We start from the raw sequence: 20,505 nt of genomic DNA, 5'->3' as shown, positions 1-20,505 counted from the left end.
AGATGAAAATTCGGCCTCGGGGTGCCCGTCAAAGGACGCCGTAAATACGTCCATGTAGGCTCTATGCCAGCTCCATGCTGGCAAAGCCTTTACCGAGCACCCCGAGGCCTCCTCCGGCACTGCCGAAATTTGAAGTGTGAAAGGTATAAATTCAATGTAGTCACACAGCGTTTTCAAAACCAGTTAATGACTAAAAAATATCAAAACAATGGAGGGACTGGAGTGCAGGCTTCGCCTGCACTCCAGTGGTGTAATTATTTACACCCCCTATCGTTCCCACGCTCCGGCGCTCATCGTTATACATATAGTGTTCGCACATCAAATTTCGGTTTTTTATACCCTCATCCTAACCTTCTCCCGGAGGGAGAAGATATTGATGCGACGAAATTTGATGTGCGATAGGTATAAATTGTAGGGTACGCTGCGCGTACCAAAGCCGCGCCCTGACGGCTCGGTTGGCACATGAACATTGCGGGGTTACCATGGTACGCACAGCGTACCCTACGCGGATCGCTCAGCGCTAGGTGATCCGCGAGTGTTAAGTGACAGTAAATGGTATCGAGGTCTCATTGGCTAAGATTGCAAAAGGGTAATTTTTGACTTATGTATAACGATGAGCGCTCCGGCGTGGGAATGAAGACCGAGACGCTCTAGCGTCTCGTACCGCTGGAGCGCTACTCAGGCGTTCCCACGCAGAGCGTCACTGCCATTAAGTTAAGCATTTTTCTGGTTCCCACGGTCCTCCGTGGGAATCCGTACCTTGGCTGTCGAAACCAGATCGGTATGCGTTCCCACGCTGGAGCGATGGGAACGAGGAAAAATCTCCCCCAGCCACTCTTTTTCAAAGAGGGGAGTAAAACTCCAAGGACCTTAACTTAATGGCATTGACGCAGAGCGTGGGAACGATAATTGCCGGAGGACTGAATAGTTACCCAGTGGTAATATTGATGACACAGGCTGTTAATGGTTGGTCACTCAATTAAATTAAAAACATTGTATCTTCAAGTCCTTCATGCTCTTCATGGTAAAAAATAAGTGACATTTTTTGGAATCAGCATCCCTTTATATAGCTTTTGTTCACCCGAGAGTTTAGCGGGGAAATTTGGGTAATCTTTTGAAATACTTTATGAGCTTTATGGTTAAACTGCCGAATTTAGGCTCATGTTTTTTGGGTGAATATCGTTTTAATGCTTAGGTTTGCTGCTTAAACGGTAGATGCTTTTCGGCCAGCAAGCGGTATTTTTGGATTTCAGCGGTTTCCCATTCAAGAAAATCGTCGATGGCAGCGGCAAAGCGCCGGTCTTTGATCCAGTGTGCCGAATAGGTGTAAACCGGTTCGAAACCTCGGGCGATTTTATGCTCGCCTTGCGCGCCGGAATCGAAGCGTTTTAGATTATTAGCCAGACAATAGTCCAGCCCTTGGTAGTAGCAAGCCTCGAAATGCAAGCTATGGTATTCCTCGTTACATCCCCAATAGCGTCCGTAAAGCGTATCGTTTCCGATAAAACTGAGCGCCGCGCCTATATAGTTGCCGTCTTTGACGGCAACGATCAATAATAAGTTTTGCGGCATCGTTTCGGCGATTTCCAGAAAGAAGCCGATATTGAGATAAGGCTGCATGCCGCGCTTGAAATAAGTCATTTGATAGAAGCGATAAAAAGCCTCCCATTCCTGCTCCGATATATCTTTTCCGGAAATTTGCCGAAATTGAACGGATTGTTCCGCAATGCGCCGGCGTTCGCGTTTGACTTGTTTTCGCTTGCCTGCCGAAAAGCCATCGAGGTAGTCGTTGAAATCCCTATAGCCTTTATTAAACCATTGGAATTGAATGCCGGTTCTAAGACTCAAGCCCTCGGACACAAGTTTTTCGGCGGTGAGTGAATCGGGAAACAGACAATGCCAGGAAGAAGCGCCGGTATCGGCGATCGTTTCTTTTATGTAAGAAGCAATGAATGAGGCGATATGCCGTTGGTCCGCGCCGGTTTTGATCGCGATACGCGGTCCCTGACAGGGTGTGAATGGGATAGCGGTTAGCCACTTCGGATAATAAGCCAAGTGGTGGTTATGATAGGCTTCGGCCCACTGATAGTCGAAGACGTACTCGCCACGCGAATGCAATTTAAGGTACAAAGGCATTAATGCGACCGGCTCGTTTTGTTCGTAAATCAGCAAATGCCGGGGCTGCCAGCCGGTTTCAGGGCTAGCCGAACGGCTGCGTTCCAAAGCCGATAAAAATTCATGGCGCAAAAAAGGGTAGTTTGGACCGGCCAAACTATTCCATTGGTCTCGGTTGATTTGAGTAAGGTTGTCGAGCTGAATCGCTTTCATGAGGCAGAAAATAGCATGAAGTATGTCGAATAGTGGAGTTCATTTGTCATTCAGCCACTCCGATGCATGATTGACTCACCATTTAGACGATAGGGAAGGGTGTGATATGAACTTTATCAAAAGATTGTTTATTTTGTCGGTTTTGTTGAGTGTTTCGGCTTGCGCGCGGCAAGGTTTTTATCGACAGTATGACGGGCCGGTGGTTGTCGAAACAGGACGATCTGTCAGTTATGTTGTTGAGCGTCCTTATCCTGTTTACGTACAACCAAGAAGGACGGTTGTCAAGACGATCGATTATCGACCGGCGCACAATTCGGGAAAATATGTGCCAAGTCACAGGCCGGTTGCTAAGGCGTATCAAAAACCTCAGACAAGGCATCGACAGGCTACTCGTTTGCGCACCGCACAGCCTCGCGCTGCCCGCCCGGCTTATAACGCAGGTAATAGCTCAAGGCCGGAAAGAGTGGTTAACTATAAACCAAAAACCGAATCAACGAGACGGGCATCTTACGACCGACCGGAATCCCGGCGTTCGCGTCAAGCTTTTCGGTCAGAACAAGTTTCCGGTGTGCGAGGCAAAAACAGAAAAGCCGATAGCGACTTCAATAGACGAGATGGGCGCTCGGAAGAAAGTCAAATATCACGCGACTATACTGAAATGCGGCAGCGGGACGCGGCACGAAATAACGCTATTAATGGTCGGAACCGGCAATAGAAACCTCTCGGGCCGTTCTCAGGGTCCGTTGGCCAGCCTACTGCGAGTCCATAACGGTTGCACAAAGGTCGGATCGGTGGCGATAACAAGGTATAATTTCCGGGTTTAATTCATGAGACGTTTAGTCAAACCGGTCCACGCTTAGGATAGAAAAATGAAAACAATACTTTGCATGAAATGGGGCACGCAATACGGCGCCGATTTCGTCAACCAGCTTTATCGCGGCGTTCATGACAATATCACCGGAGATTTCCGATTCGTTTGTTTGACCGACGATCCGAGCGGCATGAACGACGGGATAGAAGCATTGCCGTTGCCTAACATTGAACTGGGCAATGCGGCGATTTGGTCCGGTTGGCGTAAGTTATCGTCGTTGTCGTCGCAATTAAAAGAAGCACCTTATCATTTATCTGGCGATATTTTATTTTTGGATATCGATCTATTGATTACCGATTCGATCGATGTGCTTTTTGACTATAAACCGGGCGCTTTTTGTATTATCGAGAATTGGACGCAACTGGGTAAGGGTATCGGTAACTCATCGGTTTATCGATACGACATCGACCGGTATCAATATATTTTTGACGATTTCGAGTCGCGTTATGAAGAAATTTACAAAACCGTCTCTAACGAACAAGTATATTTGACTCGCTCGGTCGCTAAAACCGAAAAGGTCGAATGGTGGCCTGAAGAATGGTGTCGCAGTTTTAAAGTACATGCCTTGCCCAACCGGTTATTACAACCTTTTATTCCGGCAAAATTACCGCCTGCTTGCCGGGTTTTAGTGTTTCACGGTCATCCGAAGCCTTTAGAGGCCCTACAAGGAGTTTGGCCTCGCGGTAAAAAGAGTAAGCGCTGGATACGGCCTTGTCCATGGGTAAGTCAATATTGGAAGGGCTAAGCTTGCTTGCTCTGTTTCCCAAGCTTGAAGGTATTTAATATAACGAACTAACCATGAAGAGCATGAAGTGACATGAAGGACTCCTCACTTTTGATCGAAAAACCGTCTAAGAATAAAAGGTATGTGATGTGTCTATCGAGGACTCCAGCCCCTAAATTATCGAAATTCGATCCAGCAACTAAAACATTTGGAATTTAGGGGCTGGATGAACCCATCCATGGTGGCTTGACGGCAGCGATCCCTCTGCGGGACGGGTTATTTAACCCGTCCCAAGCGTTTCGGTTTGACCTATACATTTCGGCTGACTTTGGTCAACGTCCAAACGTTTAGGCCGGGGTTGCAAACCCCGTCCTGCTAAGTTTTTTTCTTCATTACCTTCATGTACTTCATGGTAAATAAATTTTTTTTATAATGTATTTGCCAATACTTTTACAGTCTCTCTCGCTTGGGAAACCCAGGCGCTAAGCTAATAACTTATTGATGTAAAAGCACATTCCTAAGAAGGATTTTTTAATTGCCGTTTTCGGTAGCGGTTGACGCGATATTTTTCATGGAAATAGCGAACAGAGCTGAGCAACGATTGTTTATTGATCGCTTTGCGGGAGCGGATCATGATGTCATGCGCTAATGACTTTGTCGGTTCATGATGTCGTTCGATGTGCTGGCTGAGAACCGAAAATAAATTATAGCTCTCCAAAACCCGGCGGCGGGCTTCAAGAATGAAAGGTAAACGCTTTTCGTATTCGTGGTTTTCGATGGCGTTTTTAATGATGCGGTAAGATTTTTCTACATCGAAAATATCGATATAAATGAAACTTTCCTTCGGAAAATAATCCTCGACATTGGTGCAGCCGAAGTAAAAAGGCAGCGCAAAGCCTAAAAAGGCATCAGCCAGTTTTTCGGTCCAATGATGATCGCCGACAAAGTTTTCGATGGCGATGTGATAACGATAAGCATCGAGTGCGATAGCCTTATCATCCATGTCGCGAACACCGTGGCCGAATATTTCCAGCTCGGGCAGACGTTTTTTTAGCGCTTGAGTAAATCGATAACGTTGATTGTGTAGGGTGTGTTTTTGCTGTTTACTGGAACAGACCGTCGAAATCGTAAGACTTTTGTTCGGTTGCATGGCCGCGAGACGGTCATAGGGAATTTCGGTTTGCTTGCCGATTCCGTAAAACCAAATCAAGGCCGGCTGAGAAAAAATTCTGTTATAGTGCGCAAGTGCAAAATTTTCCTGACTGGTCAAAACATGACTGAATTGAGCCGTATAGGAGCTGCCGTATACTTTAATTGTCGAAGGTTCGGTCGTTATCAACAGCGTGTTTTGTTTAGGACAACGGAGCTTTTCTTCGCGTAACGAAAAACGTTCGCCGCCGACTTTAGGTAAGTCGTCATAGACGACTAGCCAATCGTAATCTTCCAAGTCCGGATCGAAACTAAAGGTACATGATCCCCAAGTATTTGTATTTCTTGGGAATTGTCGCATGAACATGCGCGATTCCGTTTTAGCGAGAAACTTGACGACGATAGGGGGTGACGATTTGAGTGCTTCTTTTATCATTGGGCTTTGATTGAACGGTGGGTTTTATTAAGGCAAATGTTGGCGAAATTCGTCGGATAAATATACGCTTTGACTGGCCGCCCCGGCTCCGAATTTTGATCTACGATGGGTATAAATTGATGGAATTGCTTAATTAGGCTAATTATACTGAGTCGCCACGAAATTCGAATCTTTTGTTTGATAAAGAAAATTGATTTTAGCACTGCTTATTTAAACGATTAGGAAGAACTCATTTGAACACGAAGGCTGAAACTTGCTGGGTATTGACGTTGGGAATACCCGGAATGGACAACCAATCGCTTGGTTTAGCCAAGGCATTAGGTTTAGAAATCGAACAAAAGCGGATTTGCTTGACCTGGCCATGGCGGCATTTGCCGTCGCGTTTTTGTTTTGCGCCATTGCGTTTTTTGGGGGCGGGTAGCTCGGACTTCAATCCGCCCTGGCCCGATGTCGTGATCGGGACCGGACGACGCACGGTGGCCGTGGCTCTGGCAATAAAAAAAGCCAGTGGCGGCAAAACCTTCAATATTCGCATACAAAATCCTTACTACGCCTACAGTAAGTTTGATGTCATTGTTACGCCGAGACATGACGGCTTGTCGGGTCCGAATATCGTGAACAGCATCGGCGGACTCCATACGATTACACCGACTCGTCTCAAGCTTGCCGCCGAGCATTTTGCGCCGCAATTTGCCGACCTGCCGCGCCCTTTAATTGCCGTAATGGTGGGGGGTTCCAATAAATGTTATCGAATGACGGCGCAAATTGGCAGGCAGCTCGGTGCAAGGCTAGCGGCATTGTCAAAAGAAACCGGAGCAGGCATTTTATTGACGACTTCCCGGCGCACCGACGCCGAAGTCGAAGCGGTGTTGCGTGAAGAGCTGAGCGATACGCCTTCGTTTATTTGGGACGGTTACGGGGAAAATCCGTATTTGGGTTTTCTAAGCTTGGCAGATGCGATTTTTGTAACCGCCGATTCAGTCAATATGGTTTCCGAAGCATGCACGACCGGAAAACCGGTTTATGTCATAGAACTTGACGGCGGCTCGGATAAATTCAATCGATTTCATCAAATCATGCAATCGGAAGGCTATACAAGGCCTTTTAGAGGAAAGCTGGAAAACTGGACTTACTCGCCGCTCGACGATGTCGGCAATGCTGCTCGGGAAATTGGCCGGCGAATGAGCTTGAAAACCAACTTAAAAACTTGAAAACAATTTTTTACATTTACCATGGCACGATCAATGGTGACGCCCCATTTTTCATGGATTACATGTTCGGGCTTTAGCGGTCGAGAGCAGAGCGGCTTTTATCAGTCATTAATTCTCGATAGGTGTTTAACGTTTCTGAGCACATGCTCGCCAACGTGAAAATATCATTACGCTTGATATAAACGGGGCTTCCGGTCAATATTTGTCGAGTGACCTCGGCGGCCTCGTTCACATTTCCGACTTCGATCTTGCCTTCCGGAAATAATCGCTCCAGTTGTTCCTTGACGCCGCCGTGACTGTAGCCAACAACCGGAACGCCCAGGCTCAAAGACTCGGTAACGGTGCGACCGAAGGACTCCGGTTTTTTCGACAGGGAAAAAACGATTTTCGAGATTGCGATGATGTTTTGCAAGTCGCTTCGGTGGCCGGTAAACGTGATGTCATTGTTCAATTGTTTCTCGTGGATCAGCCGTTCGAGTTCTTGTCTGTATTCTTTTTTCTTAGGCGAGGTCTCGCCGACGATCAGCCCGTGCAGGGGTAGGCCTGATCGTTTCAATTCGGCGATAATTTGGATGAAGTCTTCAATGCCTTTGCGGCGAGACAAGCGTCCCGCGAAAGTCAGCAACGGCTTATTTCGCGTTTGCGGATAAGTAGCCATCCAATGATCCAGCCAGTTTTGATCGGGAAAAAAATTCGGGTTATACAGCGTCGTATCGACGCCTCGGTAGATCACCGAAATTTTTTCAGGATCGACATCGGGGTAAGAGCGCAGAATGTAATCACGCATCATTTCAGAGACGGTGATGATACGCTCGCTTTTGGTCATGATCGCACTGTAATGATTGACTGAATGCTGACCATGAAAAGTTGAAATGAGTCGAGGTCTTTCATTTTCAGGTAGGCTTTTCCAGGCCAAATAAACCACCCAAGCGGGTAGCCTCGAGCGGACGTGAACGATGTCCGGGCGAATATCCCGCATTAGTTGTTTGAACCACGGAATATATTTCAACGTTGACAGTTTTTTGGCGCCAATGTCCGCTTCGATATGCCGGCTACCTTCGTCGATTAATGATTGCACCAAGCCCCCGGACGCCGAAACGACAATCGATTCATGCCCCTGTTCGACCAAGTAACGACCGATTTCGAGCGTGCCCTTTTCGACTCCGCCGCTGTTTAAGGCTGGCAAAACTTGAATTACCGTGATTTTATGATTAGACATCGAAATTTTATGTGAAATTTTCAAGCGCGGCTGAGTCTGAACTCTGTCGTATACATGGAAAGTTTACTGTGAGTATCGAAAGCGCTCAAGTATAAGGTGCGCAGTATCTAAAATTGGGTAGGCATAGGAGCTAGAATTCAAGTCAACTTTAATTACACCCATGGTTTATAATCCGCCCGAATCTATAAAGCCAGGACTGTTCAATGGATTACTCAATTGCCAAGTACGCGCCTGAATACCATCCCTTTCTTAGTTATCTTCAGCGCCAAGATAAATTAACCGATGCCGAGCTAAAAAAGGTCGACCGAATCATGCAGTCGACCGTGGCCGAAACCTTGCCGCATTTGTTGATTAAGCTCGGTATTTGTTCGGAAAGCGATATTGCGGAAGCTTTTGTTGCAACGCATGACGTAGAAAAAGTCGGGGTCGAGGATTACCCGCTTGAATCGCCTCTGCCCAATCATGTGTCTCTGCGATTTCTGAAACAATTTCATGTAATCGGTTTGCGCGATACCGATGATGCAATTCATATTGCGGTAATGGACCCGGAAAATCGCTTTGTGTTGGATGCGTTGCAACTGGCTACCGCTAAACCGATTGTTGCGAAAGTCGGACTGATGTCGGAAATCGATGCCGCGCTCGAACTGCAATACGGCGAAGGTAAATCACAAATGGATAAGCTATTTGCCAATCTAGAGACAGACGAGATCGGCGAAGAAGATCTGGAACACCTTAAAGATATGGCGAGTGAAGCGCCGGTCATCAAAATGGTTAATCTGATCATGCAGCGCGCGATTGAGAGCCGAGCTTCGGATATTCATATCGAGCCGTTCGAGCAGCGCTTGAAAGTCCGCTTACGCGTCGACGGGGTGCTGCAAAATATCGATGCGCCGCCGGTAACATCGACCGCAGCCGTGCTTTCGCGCATAAAAATCATGGCCAAACTCAATATCGCCGAGCGGCGATTGCCGCAAGACGGCCGAATCAAACTGCAAATGCTGGGTAAGGAATTGGATTTGCGGGTCTCGACGATTCCTACTTTATATGGCGAAAGTGTCGTAATGCGTCTATTGGATAAAGAGGCGACGGTATTGGATTTTAAAGCCCTCGGGTTTGCGGGTAGGCAATATGAAAAATTTATCGAGGTATTGAGTCAACCGCACGGCATTATTCTGATTACCGGGCCGACCGGCAGCGGTAAATCGACTACCTTATATACGGCCCTTAAACAATTGAATACGGCCGAGCGTAAAATCATCACCGTCGAGGATCCGATCGAATATCAATTGGAAGGCATCAATCAAATTCAAGCCAAGCCGCAGATAGGATTGAATTTTGCCGCGGCGCTACGGTCCATCGTCAGACAAGACCCCGATGTCATCATGATCGGTGAAATGCGCGATATCGAAACCGCACGAATAGCCGTGCAATCGGCGTTGACCGGACATTTGGTGTTGTCTACTCTACATACCAACGATGCGGCGGGCGGTGTGACGCGTTTATTGGATATGGGCTTGGAGGAATACCTGCTGAGTTCGACGGTCAACGGAATTTTAGCGCAGCGCTTGGTTAGAAAACTTTGTCCTCATTGTAAAACTGCTTATTCGGTCGATTCCGCATTGGCCGAAGAATTGAAGTTGAGACATTTACAACCGGACGGCGATTTGGTCCTCTATAAAGCAACCGGCTGTCAGGCCTGCAACGGACTAGGATATAAAGGGCGGATGTCGATCATCGAATTTTTGGTGATGACCGATCCCATTCGTCGATTGATCATGGCGCATGCGGAAGCCGGGGAAATTCACCGGTTGGCAATTGGCGAGGGAATGCTTACCATGTATGAAGACGGGGTGGTCAAAGCCTTGCAGGGCTTGACCACTCTGGAAGAAATTTTACGCGTGACGACGGAATCCTGATGGCACTCTATGCGTATAAAGCCGTAAACAATAACGGCGAAGTTGAAGAAGGTTTGCGCGAGGTCGCCGACGAAGGGGCTTTGATCGCCGAATTGCAAACGGAAGGTTTTATACCGCTTCACGTTTCTTTATCGAAAGGTAGAACATTTCTCGGGTTAAGACTGGGGGCTAAACAGCTTAGGCTGTCGCAAAAAGAGGTATTGATGTTGACCGGCGAGTTGGCCACCTTGCTGGATTCGGGGCTACCTCTCGATAAATCGCTTTCGGTGTTGATCGATTTGACCGAGGAAAATGAAAAATTGAGCAAATTGCTCGCGCGCGTATTGGAAAAAGTCAAAGGCGGGACGTCTCTTGCCGATGCCTTGCAGAGTCAAGCCGGCGTGTTCTCCAAATTTTATCTGAATATGATCCGAGCCGGAGAGGCAGGCGGCAATCTAGGCGGCGTCTTGGTGCGCTTGGCGGACTATCTCGAGCGTTCGCGGGAGCTTAGGGACACGGTTAGCACCGCGTTGATATACCCGATTATTTTAATGATCATGTCGTTTGCGTCGTTGTTTGTGATGCTAACCTTTGTGGTGCCCCAATTTACCGAAATGTTTGAAAGTGCCGGTCAAGCATTGCCGGTGCCGACTCAGATTGTCGTGGGCCTGGCCAATTGGCTGCAAAGCTACTGGTGGTTATTGTTGGCGATAATTGTATCGGCCTATCTCTATATGAATCATCAACTGGCGGAGCCGACGTCTCGCAAGGTGTGGGACGCTCGTTTTCTAAAAATGCCGTTGGTCGGTAACATTCTGCTCGCGATGGAAACCGCCAATATTACCCGCACGCTCGGTACGCTTCTCGGGAACGGCGTGTCGATCATCAGTGCCTTGACGATCGTGCGCGAGACCGTGTCGAACTTAACGCTGGCGGATGCTGTCAGAGACGCCGAAGAGCAGCTCAAACAAGGTCGTCATATGTCCGACGCTTTACTCGATAAGGGAGTTTTACCTAAAATGGCGATGCAAATGATTCGGATGGGAGAGGAGACCGGGCGTTTGGAAGAGATGCTGCTGCGTGTCGCGACGATTTACGACAAACAGCTCAAAGTGTCGATACAACGTATGTTGGCGTTATTGGAGCCGGTTTTGATCATAACCTTAGGGCTCATGATTGCCGGTATCATTATTTCAATCTTGTTGGCAATTTTGAGTGTAAACGATTTGGCCTTTTAGGAAAAAAAACATGAAACGGTTGGGAATAAAACAATTGGGAATAAAACGATTAAGAATTAAAAACAGCGGTTTTACCTTGCTCGAATTACTCGTGGTATTGGGCATTATCGCGATGTTGGCCGGCGTTGTCGGTCCGCAGGTCATGAAGCATATGGGGGCGTCTAAAACCAAGACCGCCATCGTTCAAATCGCCGATCTTTCAGCCGCGCTCGATATGTACAAACTCGATGTCGGGCGTTATCCGACCACCGAACACGGCTTGCTGGCGCTGATCGAAAAACCTAATGACGTGGATCGTTGGAACGGCCCTTATTTAAGAAAAAACAAAATTCCTCTGGATCCTTGGCAACAACCTTATTTTTATAAATCGCCGGGCGAGCATGGTAAATTCGATTTGTATACGCTCGGCGCCGATCAAAAAGAAGGGGGCGAAGGCGAGGATCAAGATATTGTCAGTTGGGAATGACTTTATCCATTGCAGCAATTCCCAGTTTGAACATGTTCTCGGCGTTGAGGGTGTGGAGCATGCCTGTCAAGGAGCGCCGTGAACCCATCCTTGGAGTCTTGGCGGCGGCTCTACCTGCCGCCGACATCCTCGCCAAGCATACTCCACAGCCTTTTTTACACTCAAATTGGGAATTGCTGTTACCCATTGAATTGTTTATTCGGGTTCGTCGGCATTGTTTAGAATGGTAGCAATATCTCGAGCGAATCGTGGGTTCACGATGATCGAATTGGCTGTAGTGCTGTTTATCATGGTGCTGGCCTTCGGCGCGGTCGGTATATCGATTTCATCCGGCAACGATGCATCGACGATTAAAACGGCGGCGCGAGATATGATTTCGGCCCTGCGTTATGCGAGAGGGCAAGCCTTGATGCTCGGCGAAGAGACGACCGTGACGATCGATTTCGGCGACAACACCTATTATATTAGTACGCGCGATAAGGTTTACCGGATTCCGCAAAATATCCAAGTCAGGCTTGTGACGGCGGAAAGCGAGTACAGCCGGGACGGTCGAGCCAGTGTCCGTTTCTTCGGTGACGGTTCTTCAACCGGAGGACGGCTGACGATGGAATTGGATCAATGGGTATGGCGTATAGAAATTAATTGGTTAACCGGATTGATCGACCTGACCGATGCCTAAGGAATATGCACAAAATAACTTTCCGAAACAGTAAGCTTTGTGGAGATTCTGCAGCAATTCCCAATTTTGAGATCAAAAAGGGTGCGGGGTATGCTTGGTGGCATATTCCTGCCGCCGACACCTGTCAATCGAGCCACCGAATCCCAGCAATTCCCAATTTGGGGATCAAACAGGGTGTGGGGTATGCTTGGCGAGGATGTCGGCAGCAGGGAGCTGCCGTCAAGCCCCCATGGATGGGTTCACGGCGTTCCTCGACAGGGATACCCCACACCCTAAATCTAGCGAGAACGCTCAAACTGGGAACTGCTGACCGAACCCCCTTCCGACATTTGATGAAGTTATTTCATGCTCGTTTCTAAGCAGCAAGGTTTCTCATTGATGGAAATTCTTGTGGCCTTTGCGATCATGGCTTTGGCCTTGGGAGTTTTGCTCCGGATTTTTTCGGGCGGCATCAATACCGCAATCGTTGCCGACGATTATTCGTCGGCCGTGCAAATCGCGGAGTCTTTAATGGCGCGAGCGGGCGTGGAAACGCCGCTGCAAGCCAGTCAATTTTCAGATACGGAATTCGATCGTTATGAATGGCTAGTTATCATCCGACCGGCCGATTTTCAACTGCAACCTTCAGGTAATCAAAGCGAATTGCCGCTATTGTATCGCATCGATGTTAGGGTTAGTTGGTCCGAAGAAGGCGCCGAACCGCGCGTTTTTCAATTAAAAACGCTACGTTTAGGGCAGGCGGAAGCTGCAAGTAGTCGATAGCCGCCCATGTCTAAAACTCATTACACATCGAATAAGGAATATGCACAAAATAACTTATACAAGTAGTAGGCTTTGTGGTGGTTTGGTGACTCGCTTGACAGGACGCCGTGAATACGTCCATGTAGGCTTGACGGCGGAATCTGATTGCCATGGATGGCATGAATGCAGATTTTGCAGGAGCAAAAATCTGCCCTGCCGCCGACACCTGTCAATCGAGCCGCCAAACCCCCTTCCAACAGTTGTCTAAGTTATTTCATGCTCGTTCCTAAGCAAACCGGTTTTACGCTAATAGAAATCATGCTGGCCATGACCTTATTGAGCGTCATGATGGTCTTGCTATTCGGCACGCTCAGAATCAGCGCGCAAAGCTGGGAGGCGGGCGAGGGTAAAGTGGCTCAGAGCGGCGAAGCCGCGCTGGTCTATCAATTTTTTCGCAGGCACTTGGGTGTCACGCAACCGTTGTGGCAAGACTTTAGTCCCGATCAGGAACGAGCCTTCTCGTTTGTCGGTAGACCCGATGCCCTTCAGTTCGTATCGCCGCTTCCGGCCAGTGCGGCTCGTCCCGGCTTGCAGATGTTTAGCGTGTATTTGCGGCAAATGGGCGGCGGCAAGTGGTTGACTGTTTCGGTTCAACCCTTCTTTCCGAGTGCGGAGGGGCAAACGGCGCAGGATGAAGGTGTCGTGATTCTTAAGCATGTGAACTCTTTCCAGGTCAGTTATTTCGGCATGGACCCTATGTCCGGAGCAAACGGGTGGCAGGATGAGTGGGTGGATAGAGAAGCGTTACCGCGTTTGGTCAGAATCAGGATTGTCCGCGACAACGAATTGTATTGGCCGGACATGTATATCGCCTTAAAAGCCGCGGCGGATACCTCCGTTGGACCCGAATTTTCGGACGGCATTGACCAGGGGTTCGATTAATGCGGCAAAAGGGTTTGGCATTGGTGTTGGTGCTTTGGGTGTTGACGTTGTTGACGATCATGGCTGGAAGTTTTGCGCTGAGTATGCGCCGGGAATCGTCTATAATGTTCGGCATGAAGACTAGGGCCGAGACCCAAGCTTTTGCGGAGGCCGGCATTGCGGTGGCGGAATTGATGATGCTGGAAGAAGACCCGTTAAAACGCTGGGATGCCGACGGTCAAATTTATGAATTTAGTTTCGATGAGGCCGTGATTCGAGTCCGCATTCTTGCGGAAAACGGCAAGGTCGACATCAATCGGGCGGAATTGGATTTGTTACTCAAACTTTTGAGGCACGCACCGATAGAGGTCGATATGCAAACGCGGGTTGCCAACGCCATAATCGATTGGCGCGACCAGGATGAAGACACGCGAGAAGACGGCGCCGAGAAAAAAGAATATCATGCGGCCGGCTTGAGATATGCCCCTCGTAACGAGGCATTCCAGTCGCTCGAAGAATTGCAAATGGTTCTGGGCGTGGATGCCGTGCTCTACGACTGGCTGGAGCCGTTTATTACCATTGAATCCGGTCAAGCGAGTGTCGATCTCGACAAGGCTTCGGCGGAATTGCGATATATGCTGGAAAGCGAGGGCGACTTTGACGCCAAACCGATAACAGGCAAGTCCGATGCCGAGAATGCGGTTCCTAGGGTCAGAGCTTTTTCGCCGGCTGAGCAGGGAGACGAGATGCCGGGAGAATTCGAAATGCAGGAAGACGATCAAGCTCAGCCCGGTAGACCGACAAGCGGCGCGTTGACTATCGTTTCGGAGGCCATGGTCGGCGAGGGCGTCACGGCGGGTGTCAAGGTTTTGGTTAGGCGTTCGAGTAACCTGGGCCAACCTTTTTCGGTGGCTCGGTGGCAACCGATACATTCCAAAGTCCACTCTTTATTCGCCTATGAAATGGAAAATTAGGAATATACACAAAATAACTTCTACAAGTAACAGGCTTTGCGGAGGTTCAGTGACTCGCTTGACAGGACGCCGTGAACCCAGTACCTAAATCCAGCACCTAAATTCCATAGGTCTTTGGCAATGATTCAAAATCATGGCTTATTTAGGTGCTGGGTGAATACGTCCATGTAGGCTTGACGGCGGAATCTGATTGCCATGGATGGCATGAATGCAGATTTTGAAGGAGCAAAAATCTGCCCTGCCGCCGACACCTGTCAATCGAGCCACCGAACCCCCTTCCAACAGTTGTCTAGGTTATTTCATGCTCGTTCCTTAACGATTGATGGATGCCGAGCTAAAACTCGTGTAACGGAAAAGACGCATTCTTGTCATCTTTTTCTTATAACCTTAGCCGTTTATGTAACACGGCCAAATCGAATTTCATGAGACAGCACACCAGTCTTGACTTTAAATGAACAGTTCGTATTTTTACCCACTGAAACTCAACTAGAAACAAAACATGACCAATGCTGAATCTTGATGCGAACATTGATCTGGATGTAAAAAAGTTTTTTCGTTGGTGGGGAAGCGAGCTTTCTCATTTATTGCCCGAAGAGATCAAGAAAATTCTTGATCAACAACAAAGTAAACTCATTTTACGACCTCATGTTTCCACATTCTCGTTAACCTATGAAGTCGGCGAAGCGTGCGAAAGCCTTGGCGAATTTTCAAGGAATGCGGCGGGAGTCGAGGCGATCAAGAAACTTTTGGCAAAAGATGCGCGCTACGAGAAAACCCAATTCATCGTCCGGCTTGCGCCTTCCGATGCGATTAGCAAGGAACTGACTTTTCCGATTGCCGCCGCGGAAAATTTACAACAAGTGATTTCTTACGAAATCGATCGCCTGACCCCGTTTAATAAAGATCAAGTTTATTTTTCGGTCAAACGGGTCGAAAAAAACAAGCAGACCGGTATCGTGCGCCTCGTTTTGGTGTTGACGCCAAAGGACAAATTGGATGCCCTATTGGATGAATTGACGGCATTGACGCTGCATCCGTCGCTAATCGACTACGAACCGGTAAGCAATCAACCGGAATCGGACGTCTCCCATTATAATCTCTTGCCGGAACATCGCCGAGAAAACAAAATACCTTGGCATAGTTATTTACACGGCGGCTTGGTCGCGTTGTTTTTTTTATTGCTAACCGTCGCGATGGTCTTGCCGGTTTGGCTGGAAAGCCGGGCTGTAGCGGCTCTCAGGGACGACATTGCGGTTATCGAAAAAGAAGCGAAAGCCGTTGAAAACATTCAATCGGAAATCGATACCATTATTGCGCGAGCACAACAATTGATCGCCAAAAAACAGCAGTCGCCGGCAATCGTCGATATATTGAATACCCTCAGCGAATTGATAGAAGACGATACCTGGCTCAATTATTTGCGTTTTAACGAAGGTCGGTTACAGTTTCAAGGCCAAACGCCGGCTGCATCGGCACTCATCTCAAAATTGGAAAAATCGGAGTTATTTGTCAATGCCCGTTTCGTGTCGCCGGTAACCCGGGATAGACTCAGCGGTTTAGAGCGTTTTCAGCTATCCGTGGAAATTAAACCTAGGAGCGATGGTGACGCTACTCGATAAATACCCGCCGCAACGCTTAGCCGCCGTAGGTTTGTTGATTACGGTCGTATTGATGGTGATCGGCTTTCTAGTGGTGCCCTTGATCAATGCGGCCTTGGACTTACGCGAAGAAAAACACGAGCTGCTGTTTCGTTTGGATCGTTATCAACGGATAGCCGACAGACAAGAGGCCGTGACGGCGAATGTCGAAAATATCAAGCAGGCCAATGCCTCGCAAAGTTTTTTCAGTCGGCATAAATCGGAGGCACTGGCTTCCGCCGAATTACAGCAGTCGGTCAGGGCCGCGATTGCCAATGCCGGGGCTGAGTTGATCAGTACTCAGGTGTTACCGAGCAAAACCGAAGGCCAATATAGTCGCATCGCGATAAAAATCAGAATAAATGGCGATATGGAAGCATTGCGCTCGGTTTTGCTGCAGCTCGAATCGGCCGTGCCCTTTATAATAATCGACGACCTTGATATCCGCCCCGAACGAGGCAGACGCAACCGGATAACCCGAAAGATCGAGCCAAGCAATAAAATGAACATCAGCTTTCAGGCTTCCGGCTTCATGGGTAAAGAGCCATGATCAATACGGCATTAGTCAAATTACTCTGCGCTGCCTGCGCGGTTTTAGTCGTTGTTATTGCCGGCGAATGGTGGTACTGGGGGCGGGCGAACGGCGAGCCGGCCGGCGAAACCAATACGCTATCGACAGACTATCAAGCATTGGCGTTTCCGCAATTTCAAAGCGATCGGCCAAGCGAAGACCGGTATAACGATTTAGTCAATCGCCCGCTATTTATCGAAGGCCGGCGTCCGGCGCCCGAACCGGAACCGGATCTGGAAAGTGCGTCGGAAACGAGTTCGGAAACCTTGGATTGGGAACTGACCGGTATCTATACGGTTCAACAAAAGCCCCATATATTGTTACGAAGAATCAAGCCGCTACCCGATAAAAAAAACCATAAAAAAATGCCAGTTGAAGACGAGGTTGACGGTTGGCGCTTAGTTGAAATATTGCCGGATAAAGCGATATTTGAAAGAGGCATGGGGCGGCAAGAATTGATCTTGAGAAAACCGAAACAAAAAGAACCGCCTTCCCGAAGACGCCCGCTTAAACCACCAAAAAGCCCGGCAGCGCCGAAGCTACCGTCGCCAGCCTCCAAGTAACGCCGGATAACGGCCTTAGTGAACCTGATTCAGAAATAACAACTCAAGATGAATAAAGTAAACCGACTCCATGCGACAATTATGGCATTGTTAACCCTGTCGACTGGAGGGTGCGAGCTATTGGGTCCTCAGACCCGACAAAAATTGTCTTTGGTGCAGCCCAAAATCGACGACCTAGAGGCGCACCAAAAGTTTTTCGAACAATTGGGGGAAGAAACCAAAGTAGAAGATAAAGACAAGCTGCATGCCGAAATTTATCCAGGTTCCGGCCGTCCGGTCGGCGATACGATCGGGCGGCCCGGTCCGGCCAAAGGTCCGGGGTCTTTTAGTTTGAATTTCGACGAAGCCGACCTTGGCGAGGTTGCGAAGGTCATTATCGGCGACATTTTGGGGAAGAATTATGTATTGAGCCCTAAAGTCGCCGGCAAGGTCACTCTGCAAACGACTCAGCCGTTGACCCGCGAACAAGTGCTGCCGACGTTGGAAATGCTGTTGAGCATGAACAGCGCGGCCTTGGTCAAGGACGAAGGCGGCGTTTATCATATCGAACCGGCAGCCGATGCGCTCTATACCTCCGCCTTGTCGATAGCAGACCGACGCGGACGCGAATTGCCGACCGGTTATCAAGTCAGCGTCATTCCGGTTAGGAATGTCGGCGTCGACAATATTGTCGAAATACTCAAGCCATTGCTGCAAGAAAAAACCTTACTGCATGCCGACTCGTCCAGAAACCTGTTGCTGGTGGGCGGCACCGCGGCCGAGTTGTTGCGCGTTCAGGAAATCGTCGGGATTTTCGATGTCGATATGATGCGAGGCAGGTCGTTTGCGTTGTTTCCGTTAACGCATGTCGACCCGCCGACCTTGATCGAAGAGTTGGAACAAATTTTCGATAAAAAAGGAAAGGAAGATGAAGGCCAATTTTTTCGCTTCATCGCGATCGAGCGCATGAATGCGATATTGGCGATCACTCACCAAGCGCGCTATCTGAGCGACATTGAAAATTGGATCATCCGCCTAGACCGTGCGCAATCGGCGACCGGAGGCGGCGTCAATGTCTATAAAGTACAGCATGTCGATGCGGTGCAATTGGCCGCGACCCTGAGCGAAATTTACGGTGTCCCGGCTTCCCAAGTCGGCATGGGGCAGGCAACGGTCGCGGCGGGGCGAAGATCGGTGGAAGTCACTAGCCGTCCGCAACAGAGTAGCGGACTGGGAGGGCGAAGTAGCCAGATTCGCCAAGTCCAGCGTCCGATGCAAACATCCGGCGCCGGGGTTAAGGTCAAGGGCGTCGAGGATGTACGCATCATCCCCGACGAGATTAATAACTCGCTTGTGATCGTCGCGACCGCACAGGAGTTCAACGTGATCAAGGGCGTGATCAAACAGTTGGATGTGATGCCGTTGCAGGTCTTGATCGATGCGACGATTGTGGATGTGACGTTAGAAGATGAGTTGAGATATGGTATCCAATGGTTTTTTGAGCATGGAGCCGGTGGAGACAATACTATTACCGGAGGCGGAAGCACCAGTGTTATTCGAACATTAGCACCAGTAGCTTTGGGAGCAATGTCCGGAGGGTTAAGCTACGCCTTTGTTTCAGGGGATATTAAAGCTGTATTGAATGCTCAGGCATCGAAAGGCAATACCAATATTATTTCTTCACCTTCGCTGATGGTGTTGAATAATCAGGAGGCGTCGATACAAGTCGGTAGAGAAGTTTCTCTGAGAACAGGGACGACAACTCCTCTTACCGCGACCACAGGAGGGGCTGACAGTCAGCTTATTGCAACTCAGCAACTGCAGCAACGGCAAACAGGTGTAAAATTGAAAATTAAACCCCGAGTCAATGCCGGGGGGCTTGTCATCATGGAAATCGAGCAGAGCGTAGAAGATATACTTGCAGGTGATACAAGTACTGGCAATCCGGATATTCAGACACGAGAGATCATGAGTTCGGTCGCGGTGCAAAGCGGGGAAACACTGGTATTAGGCGGATTGATACAAGAAAACAACAATTACGGAAGAGCCGGTGTGCCTTGGTTGCACGAACTACCGTTAATAGGACCGTTGTTTGGTAGTACATCTTATGATAATAGAAAAACCGAATTGGTTATCCTATTGACCCCTCGAGTCGTCACCGGTCGTCAAGATGCCCGACTGGTCGCCGACGAATTCAAACGTAAGCTGACCGGCATCTACCGCGTCGAACCGGTCGACTAGTACGCATTGCGTGCCTTGCCTCGATGCCGAAACCCGGGGGCGCGTCCGGCCCTCCTTACGCGCCGTTCATTTAGTGAGATTATCGCGAAGATATTCACGCCTGATTCTCCCTATCCCGAAATAAATTACGGTAAGCGTGCTTAATTGTTATAAAATCATCGGTTTTTCAACGACTCGATATTTTTCAATGGTAATCGGCGATTAAATTATGCGATGTCCTTTTTGTTCGGCGCAAGATACCCGAGTGATCGATTCCAGATTGGCGAATGAAGGCGATCAAGTCCGAAGGCGCCGCGAATGCACGGTCTGTAAGGAACGTTTCACGACCTTCGAACAGGCCGAGTTGAGTCTGCCGCGCGTAATCAAACGAGGCGGCGCAAGAGAGCCTTTCGACGAACAAAAACTCAGAGCCGGTATGTTGCGAGCCTTGGAAAAAAGACCGGTGGACAGCGATGCGATCGAGCAGGCCATTAGCCGAATCATCAAAGAGTTGGCCACGAAAGGCGAGCGCGAGATAAAGGCTCATGAATTGGGTGAAAAAGTCATGAAGGAGCTCAGCATGCTCGATCATGTCGCCTATGTCAGATTCGCTTCGGTCTATCGAAGTTTCGAGGATGTCAGTGAATTTACCGATATGATCGAGCATTTGAAGCGGCAATAAG

At 48.8% G+C, this 20,505-nt stretch carries 18 protein-coding genes; 15 read left to right on the top strand and 3 right to left on the bottom strand.

Translation table 11 applies throughout. The features are described from left to right. Positions 1–1,191: 1,191 nt before the first annotated feature. Positions 1,192–2,328, bottom strand: coding sequence for a GNAT family N-acetyltransferase (locus tag WJM45_RS15795; protein ID WP_341326027.1), 1,137 nt, complete (start codon positions 2,326–2,328; stop codon positions 1,192–1,194). Positions 2,329–2,434: 106 nt separating this feature from the next. On the opposite strand from WJM45_RS15795, the gene WJM45_RS15790 reads away from it, so the two are divergent. Together WJM45_RS15790 and WJM45_RS15785 are read left to right on the top strand one after the other, a co-directional pair. Then, the gene (locus tag WJM45_RS15790) at positions 2,435–3,043 is read left to right on the top strand and encodes a hypothetical protein (protein WP_341326026.1); all 609 of its coding nucleotides are present in this window, start codon (positions 2,435–2,437) and stop codon (positions 3,041–3,043) included. Positions 3,044–3,197: 154 nt separating this feature from the next. Beyond that, complete coding sequence (locus tag WJM45_RS15785; RefSeq protein WP_341326025.1) at positions 3,198–3,944, top strand: hypothetical protein; 747 nt, start codon at positions 3,198–3,200, stop codon at positions 3,942–3,944. Positions 3,945–4,440: 496 nt separating this feature from the next. Here WJM45_RS15785 and WJM45_RS15780 read toward each other — a convergent pair whose 3' ends face one another. Continuing rightward, entirely contained in the window at positions 4,441–5,508 is a 1,068-nt protein-coding gene (locus WJM45_RS15780; protein WP_341326024.1) for a glycosyltransferase family 10, read from the bottom strand. 284 nt (positions 5,509–5,792) lie between these two features. On the opposite strand from WJM45_RS15780, the gene WJM45_RS15775 reads away from it, so the two are divergent. After that, the gene (locus tag WJM45_RS15775) at positions 5,793–6,719 is read left to right on the top strand and encodes a mitochondrial fission ELM1 family protein (protein WP_341326023.1); all 927 of its coding nucleotides are present in this window, start codon (positions 5,793–5,795) and stop codon (positions 6,717–6,719) included. A 73-nt stretch (positions 6,720–6,792) separates the two neighbouring features. Here the strand turns inward: WJM45_RS15775 and WJM45_RS15770 are convergent, their stop codons facing one another. Further along, positions 6,793–7,938: a glycosyltransferase family 4 protein gene (locus WJM45_RS15770; protein ID WP_341326022.1), complete on the bottom strand. Its 1,146-nt coding sequence runs from the start codon at positions 7,936–7,938 to the stop codon at positions 6,793–6,795. A 203-nt stretch (positions 7,939–8,141) separates the two neighbouring features. Here WJM45_RS15770 and gspE point away from each other — a divergent pair, with 203 nt between their 5' ends. The 12 genes from gspE to nrdR all read left to right on the top strand — a co-directional run bounded on the left by gspE (position 8,142) and on the right by nrdR (position 20,504). Further along, positions 8,142–9,854 (top strand): type II secretion system ATPase GspE, encoded by a 1,713-nt coding sequence (gene gspE, locus WJM45_RS15765; RefSeq protein WP_341326021.1) that lies wholly within the window; start codon positions 8,142–8,144, stop codon positions 9,852–9,854. Beyond that, positions 9,854–11,071, top strand: a complete 1,218-nt coding sequence (locus tag WJM45_RS15760; protein ID WP_341326020.1) for a type II secretion system F family protein — start codon at positions 9,854–9,856, stop codon at positions 11,069–11,071. The genes gspE and WJM45_RS15760 overlap by 1 nt, the downstream gene beginning before the upstream one ends. 10 nt (positions 11,072–11,081) lie before the next feature. Next, on the top strand, positions 11,082–11,537 hold the full coding sequence (gspG, locus tag WJM45_RS15755) for a type II secretion system major pseudopilin GspG (protein ID WP_341326019.1): 456 nt from the start codon (positions 11,082–11,084) through the stop codon (positions 11,535–11,537). Between the two features lie 259 nt (positions 11,538–11,796). Next, positions 11,797–12,216 carry a GspH/FimT family pseudopilin gene (locus WJM45_RS15750; RefSeq protein ID WP_341326018.1) on the top strand — a complete coding sequence of 140 codons (420 nt, stop codon included), beginning with the start codon at positions 11,797–11,799 and terminating at the stop codon, positions 12,214–12,216. Positions 12,217–12,561: 345 nt separating this feature from the next. Then, complete coding sequence (locus WJM45_RS15745) at positions 12,562–12,978, top strand: prepilin-type N-terminal cleavage/methylation domain-containing protein (RefSeq protein ID WP_341326017.1); 417 nt, start codon at positions 12,562–12,564, stop codon at positions 12,976–12,978. A 162-nt stretch (positions 12,979–13,140) separates the two neighbouring features. Next, positions 13,141–13,899: a prepilin-type N-terminal cleavage/methylation domain-containing protein gene (locus WJM45_RS15740; RefSeq protein WP_341326016.1), complete on the top strand. Its 759-nt coding sequence runs from the start codon at positions 13,141–13,143 to the stop codon at positions 13,897–13,899. Continuing rightward, positions 13,899–14,852 carry a type II secretion system protein GspK gene (locus tag WJM45_RS15735; protein WP_341326015.1) on the top strand — a complete coding sequence of 318 codons (954 nt, stop codon included), beginning with the start codon at positions 13,899–13,901 and terminating at the stop codon, positions 14,850–14,852. Before WJM45_RS15740 ends, WJM45_RS15735 begins: the two co-directional genes overlap by 1 nt. A gap of 506 nt (positions 14,853–15,358) precedes the next feature. After that, positions 15,359–16,471, top strand: a complete 1,113-nt coding sequence (locus WJM45_RS15730) for a PilN domain-containing protein (protein WP_341326014.1) — start codon at positions 15,359–15,361, stop codon at positions 16,469–16,471. Continuing rightward, entirely contained in the window at positions 16,452–17,039 is a 588-nt protein-coding gene (gene gspM, locus WJM45_RS15725; protein ID WP_341326013.1) for a type II secretion system protein GspM, read from the top strand. The genes WJM45_RS15730 and gspM overlap by 20 nt, the downstream gene beginning before the upstream one ends. Then, positions 17,036–17,623: a hypothetical protein gene (locus tag WJM45_RS15720; protein WP_341326012.1), complete on the top strand. Its 588-nt coding sequence runs from the start codon at positions 17,036–17,038 to the stop codon at positions 17,621–17,623. Before gspM ends, WJM45_RS15720 begins: the two co-directional genes overlap by 4 nt. 48 nt (positions 17,624–17,671) lie before the next feature. Next, complete coding sequence (gspD, locus tag WJM45_RS15715; RefSeq protein WP_341326011.1) at positions 17,672–19,843, top strand: type II secretion system secretin GspD; 2,172 nt, start codon at positions 17,672–17,674, stop codon at positions 19,841–19,843. A gap of 208 nt (positions 19,844–20,051) precedes the next feature. Continuing rightward, positions 20,052–20,504: a transcriptional regulator NrdR gene (nrdR, locus tag WJM45_RS15710; protein ID WP_341326010.1), complete on the top strand. Its 453-nt coding sequence runs from the start codon at positions 20,052–20,054 to the stop codon at positions 20,502–20,504. Position 20,505 lies beyond the last annotated feature (1 nt).

Source organism: Methylotuvimicrobium sp. KM2, from assembly GCF_038051925.1.
Classification (GTDB): domain Bacteria; phylum Pseudomonadota; class Gammaproteobacteria; order Methylococcales; family Methylomonadaceae; genus Methylotuvimicrobium.
The sequence above is the reverse complement of the archived record's forward strand: the minus strand, read 5'-3'. Positions and strand labels throughout refer to the sequence as shown.

Excerpts from the sequence above, each read along its gene's own strand:
- WJM45_RS15795 (WP_341326027.1), bottom strand. The coding sequence starts at position 2,328 with ATGAAAGCGATTCAGCTCGACAACCTTACTCAAATCAACCGAGACCAA.
- WJM45_RS15790 (WP_341326026.1), top strand. The coding sequence starts at position 2,435 with ATGAACTTTATCAAAAGATTGTTTATTTTGTCGGTTTTGTTGAGTGTT.
- WJM45_RS15785 (WP_341326025.1), top strand. The coding sequence starts at position 3,198 with ATGAAAACAATACTTTGCATGAAATGGGGCACGCAATACGGCGCCGAT.
- WJM45_RS15780 (WP_341326024.1), bottom strand. The coding sequence starts at position 5,508 with ATGATAAAAGAAGCACTCAAATCGTCACCCCCTATCGTCGTCAAGTTT.
- WJM45_RS15775 (WP_341326023.1), top strand. The coding sequence starts at position 5,793 with ATGGACAACCAATCGCTTGGTTTAGCCAAGGCATTAGGTTTAGAAATC.
- WJM45_RS15770 (WP_341326022.1), bottom strand. The coding sequence starts at position 7,938 with ATGTCTAATCATAAAATCACGGTAATTCAAGTTTTGCCAGCCTTAAAC.
- gspE (WP_341326021.1), top strand. The coding sequence starts at position 8,142 with ATGGATTACTCAATTGCCAAGTACGCGCCTGAATACCATCCCTTTCTT.
- WJM45_RS15760 (WP_341326020.1), top strand. The coding sequence starts at position 9,854 with ATGGCACTCTATGCGTATAAAGCCGTAAACAATAACGGCGAAGTTGAA.
- gspG (WP_341326019.1), top strand. The coding sequence starts at position 11,082 with ATGAAACGGTTGGGAATAAAACAATTGGGAATAAAACGATTAAGAATT.
- WJM45_RS15750 (WP_341326018.1), top strand. The coding sequence starts at position 11,797 with ATGATCGAATTGGCTGTAGTGCTGTTTATCATGGTGCTGGCCTTCGGC.
- WJM45_RS15745 (WP_341326017.1), top strand. The coding sequence starts at position 12,562 with ATGCTCGTTTCTAAGCAGCAAGGTTTCTCATTGATGGAAATTCTTGTG.
- WJM45_RS15740 (WP_341326016.1), top strand. The coding sequence starts at position 13,141 with ATGCAGATTTTGCAGGAGCAAAAATCTGCCCTGCCGCCGACACCTGTC.
- WJM45_RS15735 (WP_341326015.1), top strand. The coding sequence starts at position 13,899 with ATGCGGCAAAAGGGTTTGGCATTGGTGTTGGTGCTTTGGGTGTTGACG.
- WJM45_RS15730 (WP_341326014.1), top strand. The coding sequence starts at position 15,359 with ATGCTGAATCTTGATGCGAACATTGATCTGGATGTAAAAAAGTTTTTT.
- gspM (WP_341326013.1), top strand. The coding sequence starts at position 16,452 with ATGGTGACGCTACTCGATAAATACCCGCCGCAACGCTTAGCCGCCGTA.
- WJM45_RS15720 (WP_341326012.1), top strand. The coding sequence starts at position 17,036 with ATGATCAATACGGCATTAGTCAAATTACTCTGCGCTGCCTGCGCGGTT.
- gspD (WP_341326011.1), top strand. The coding sequence starts at position 17,672 with ATGAATAAAGTAAACCGACTCCATGCGACAATTATGGCATTGTTAACC.
- nrdR (WP_341326010.1), top strand. The coding sequence starts at position 20,052 with ATGCGATGTCCTTTTTGTTCGGCGCAAGATACCCGAGTGATCGATTCC.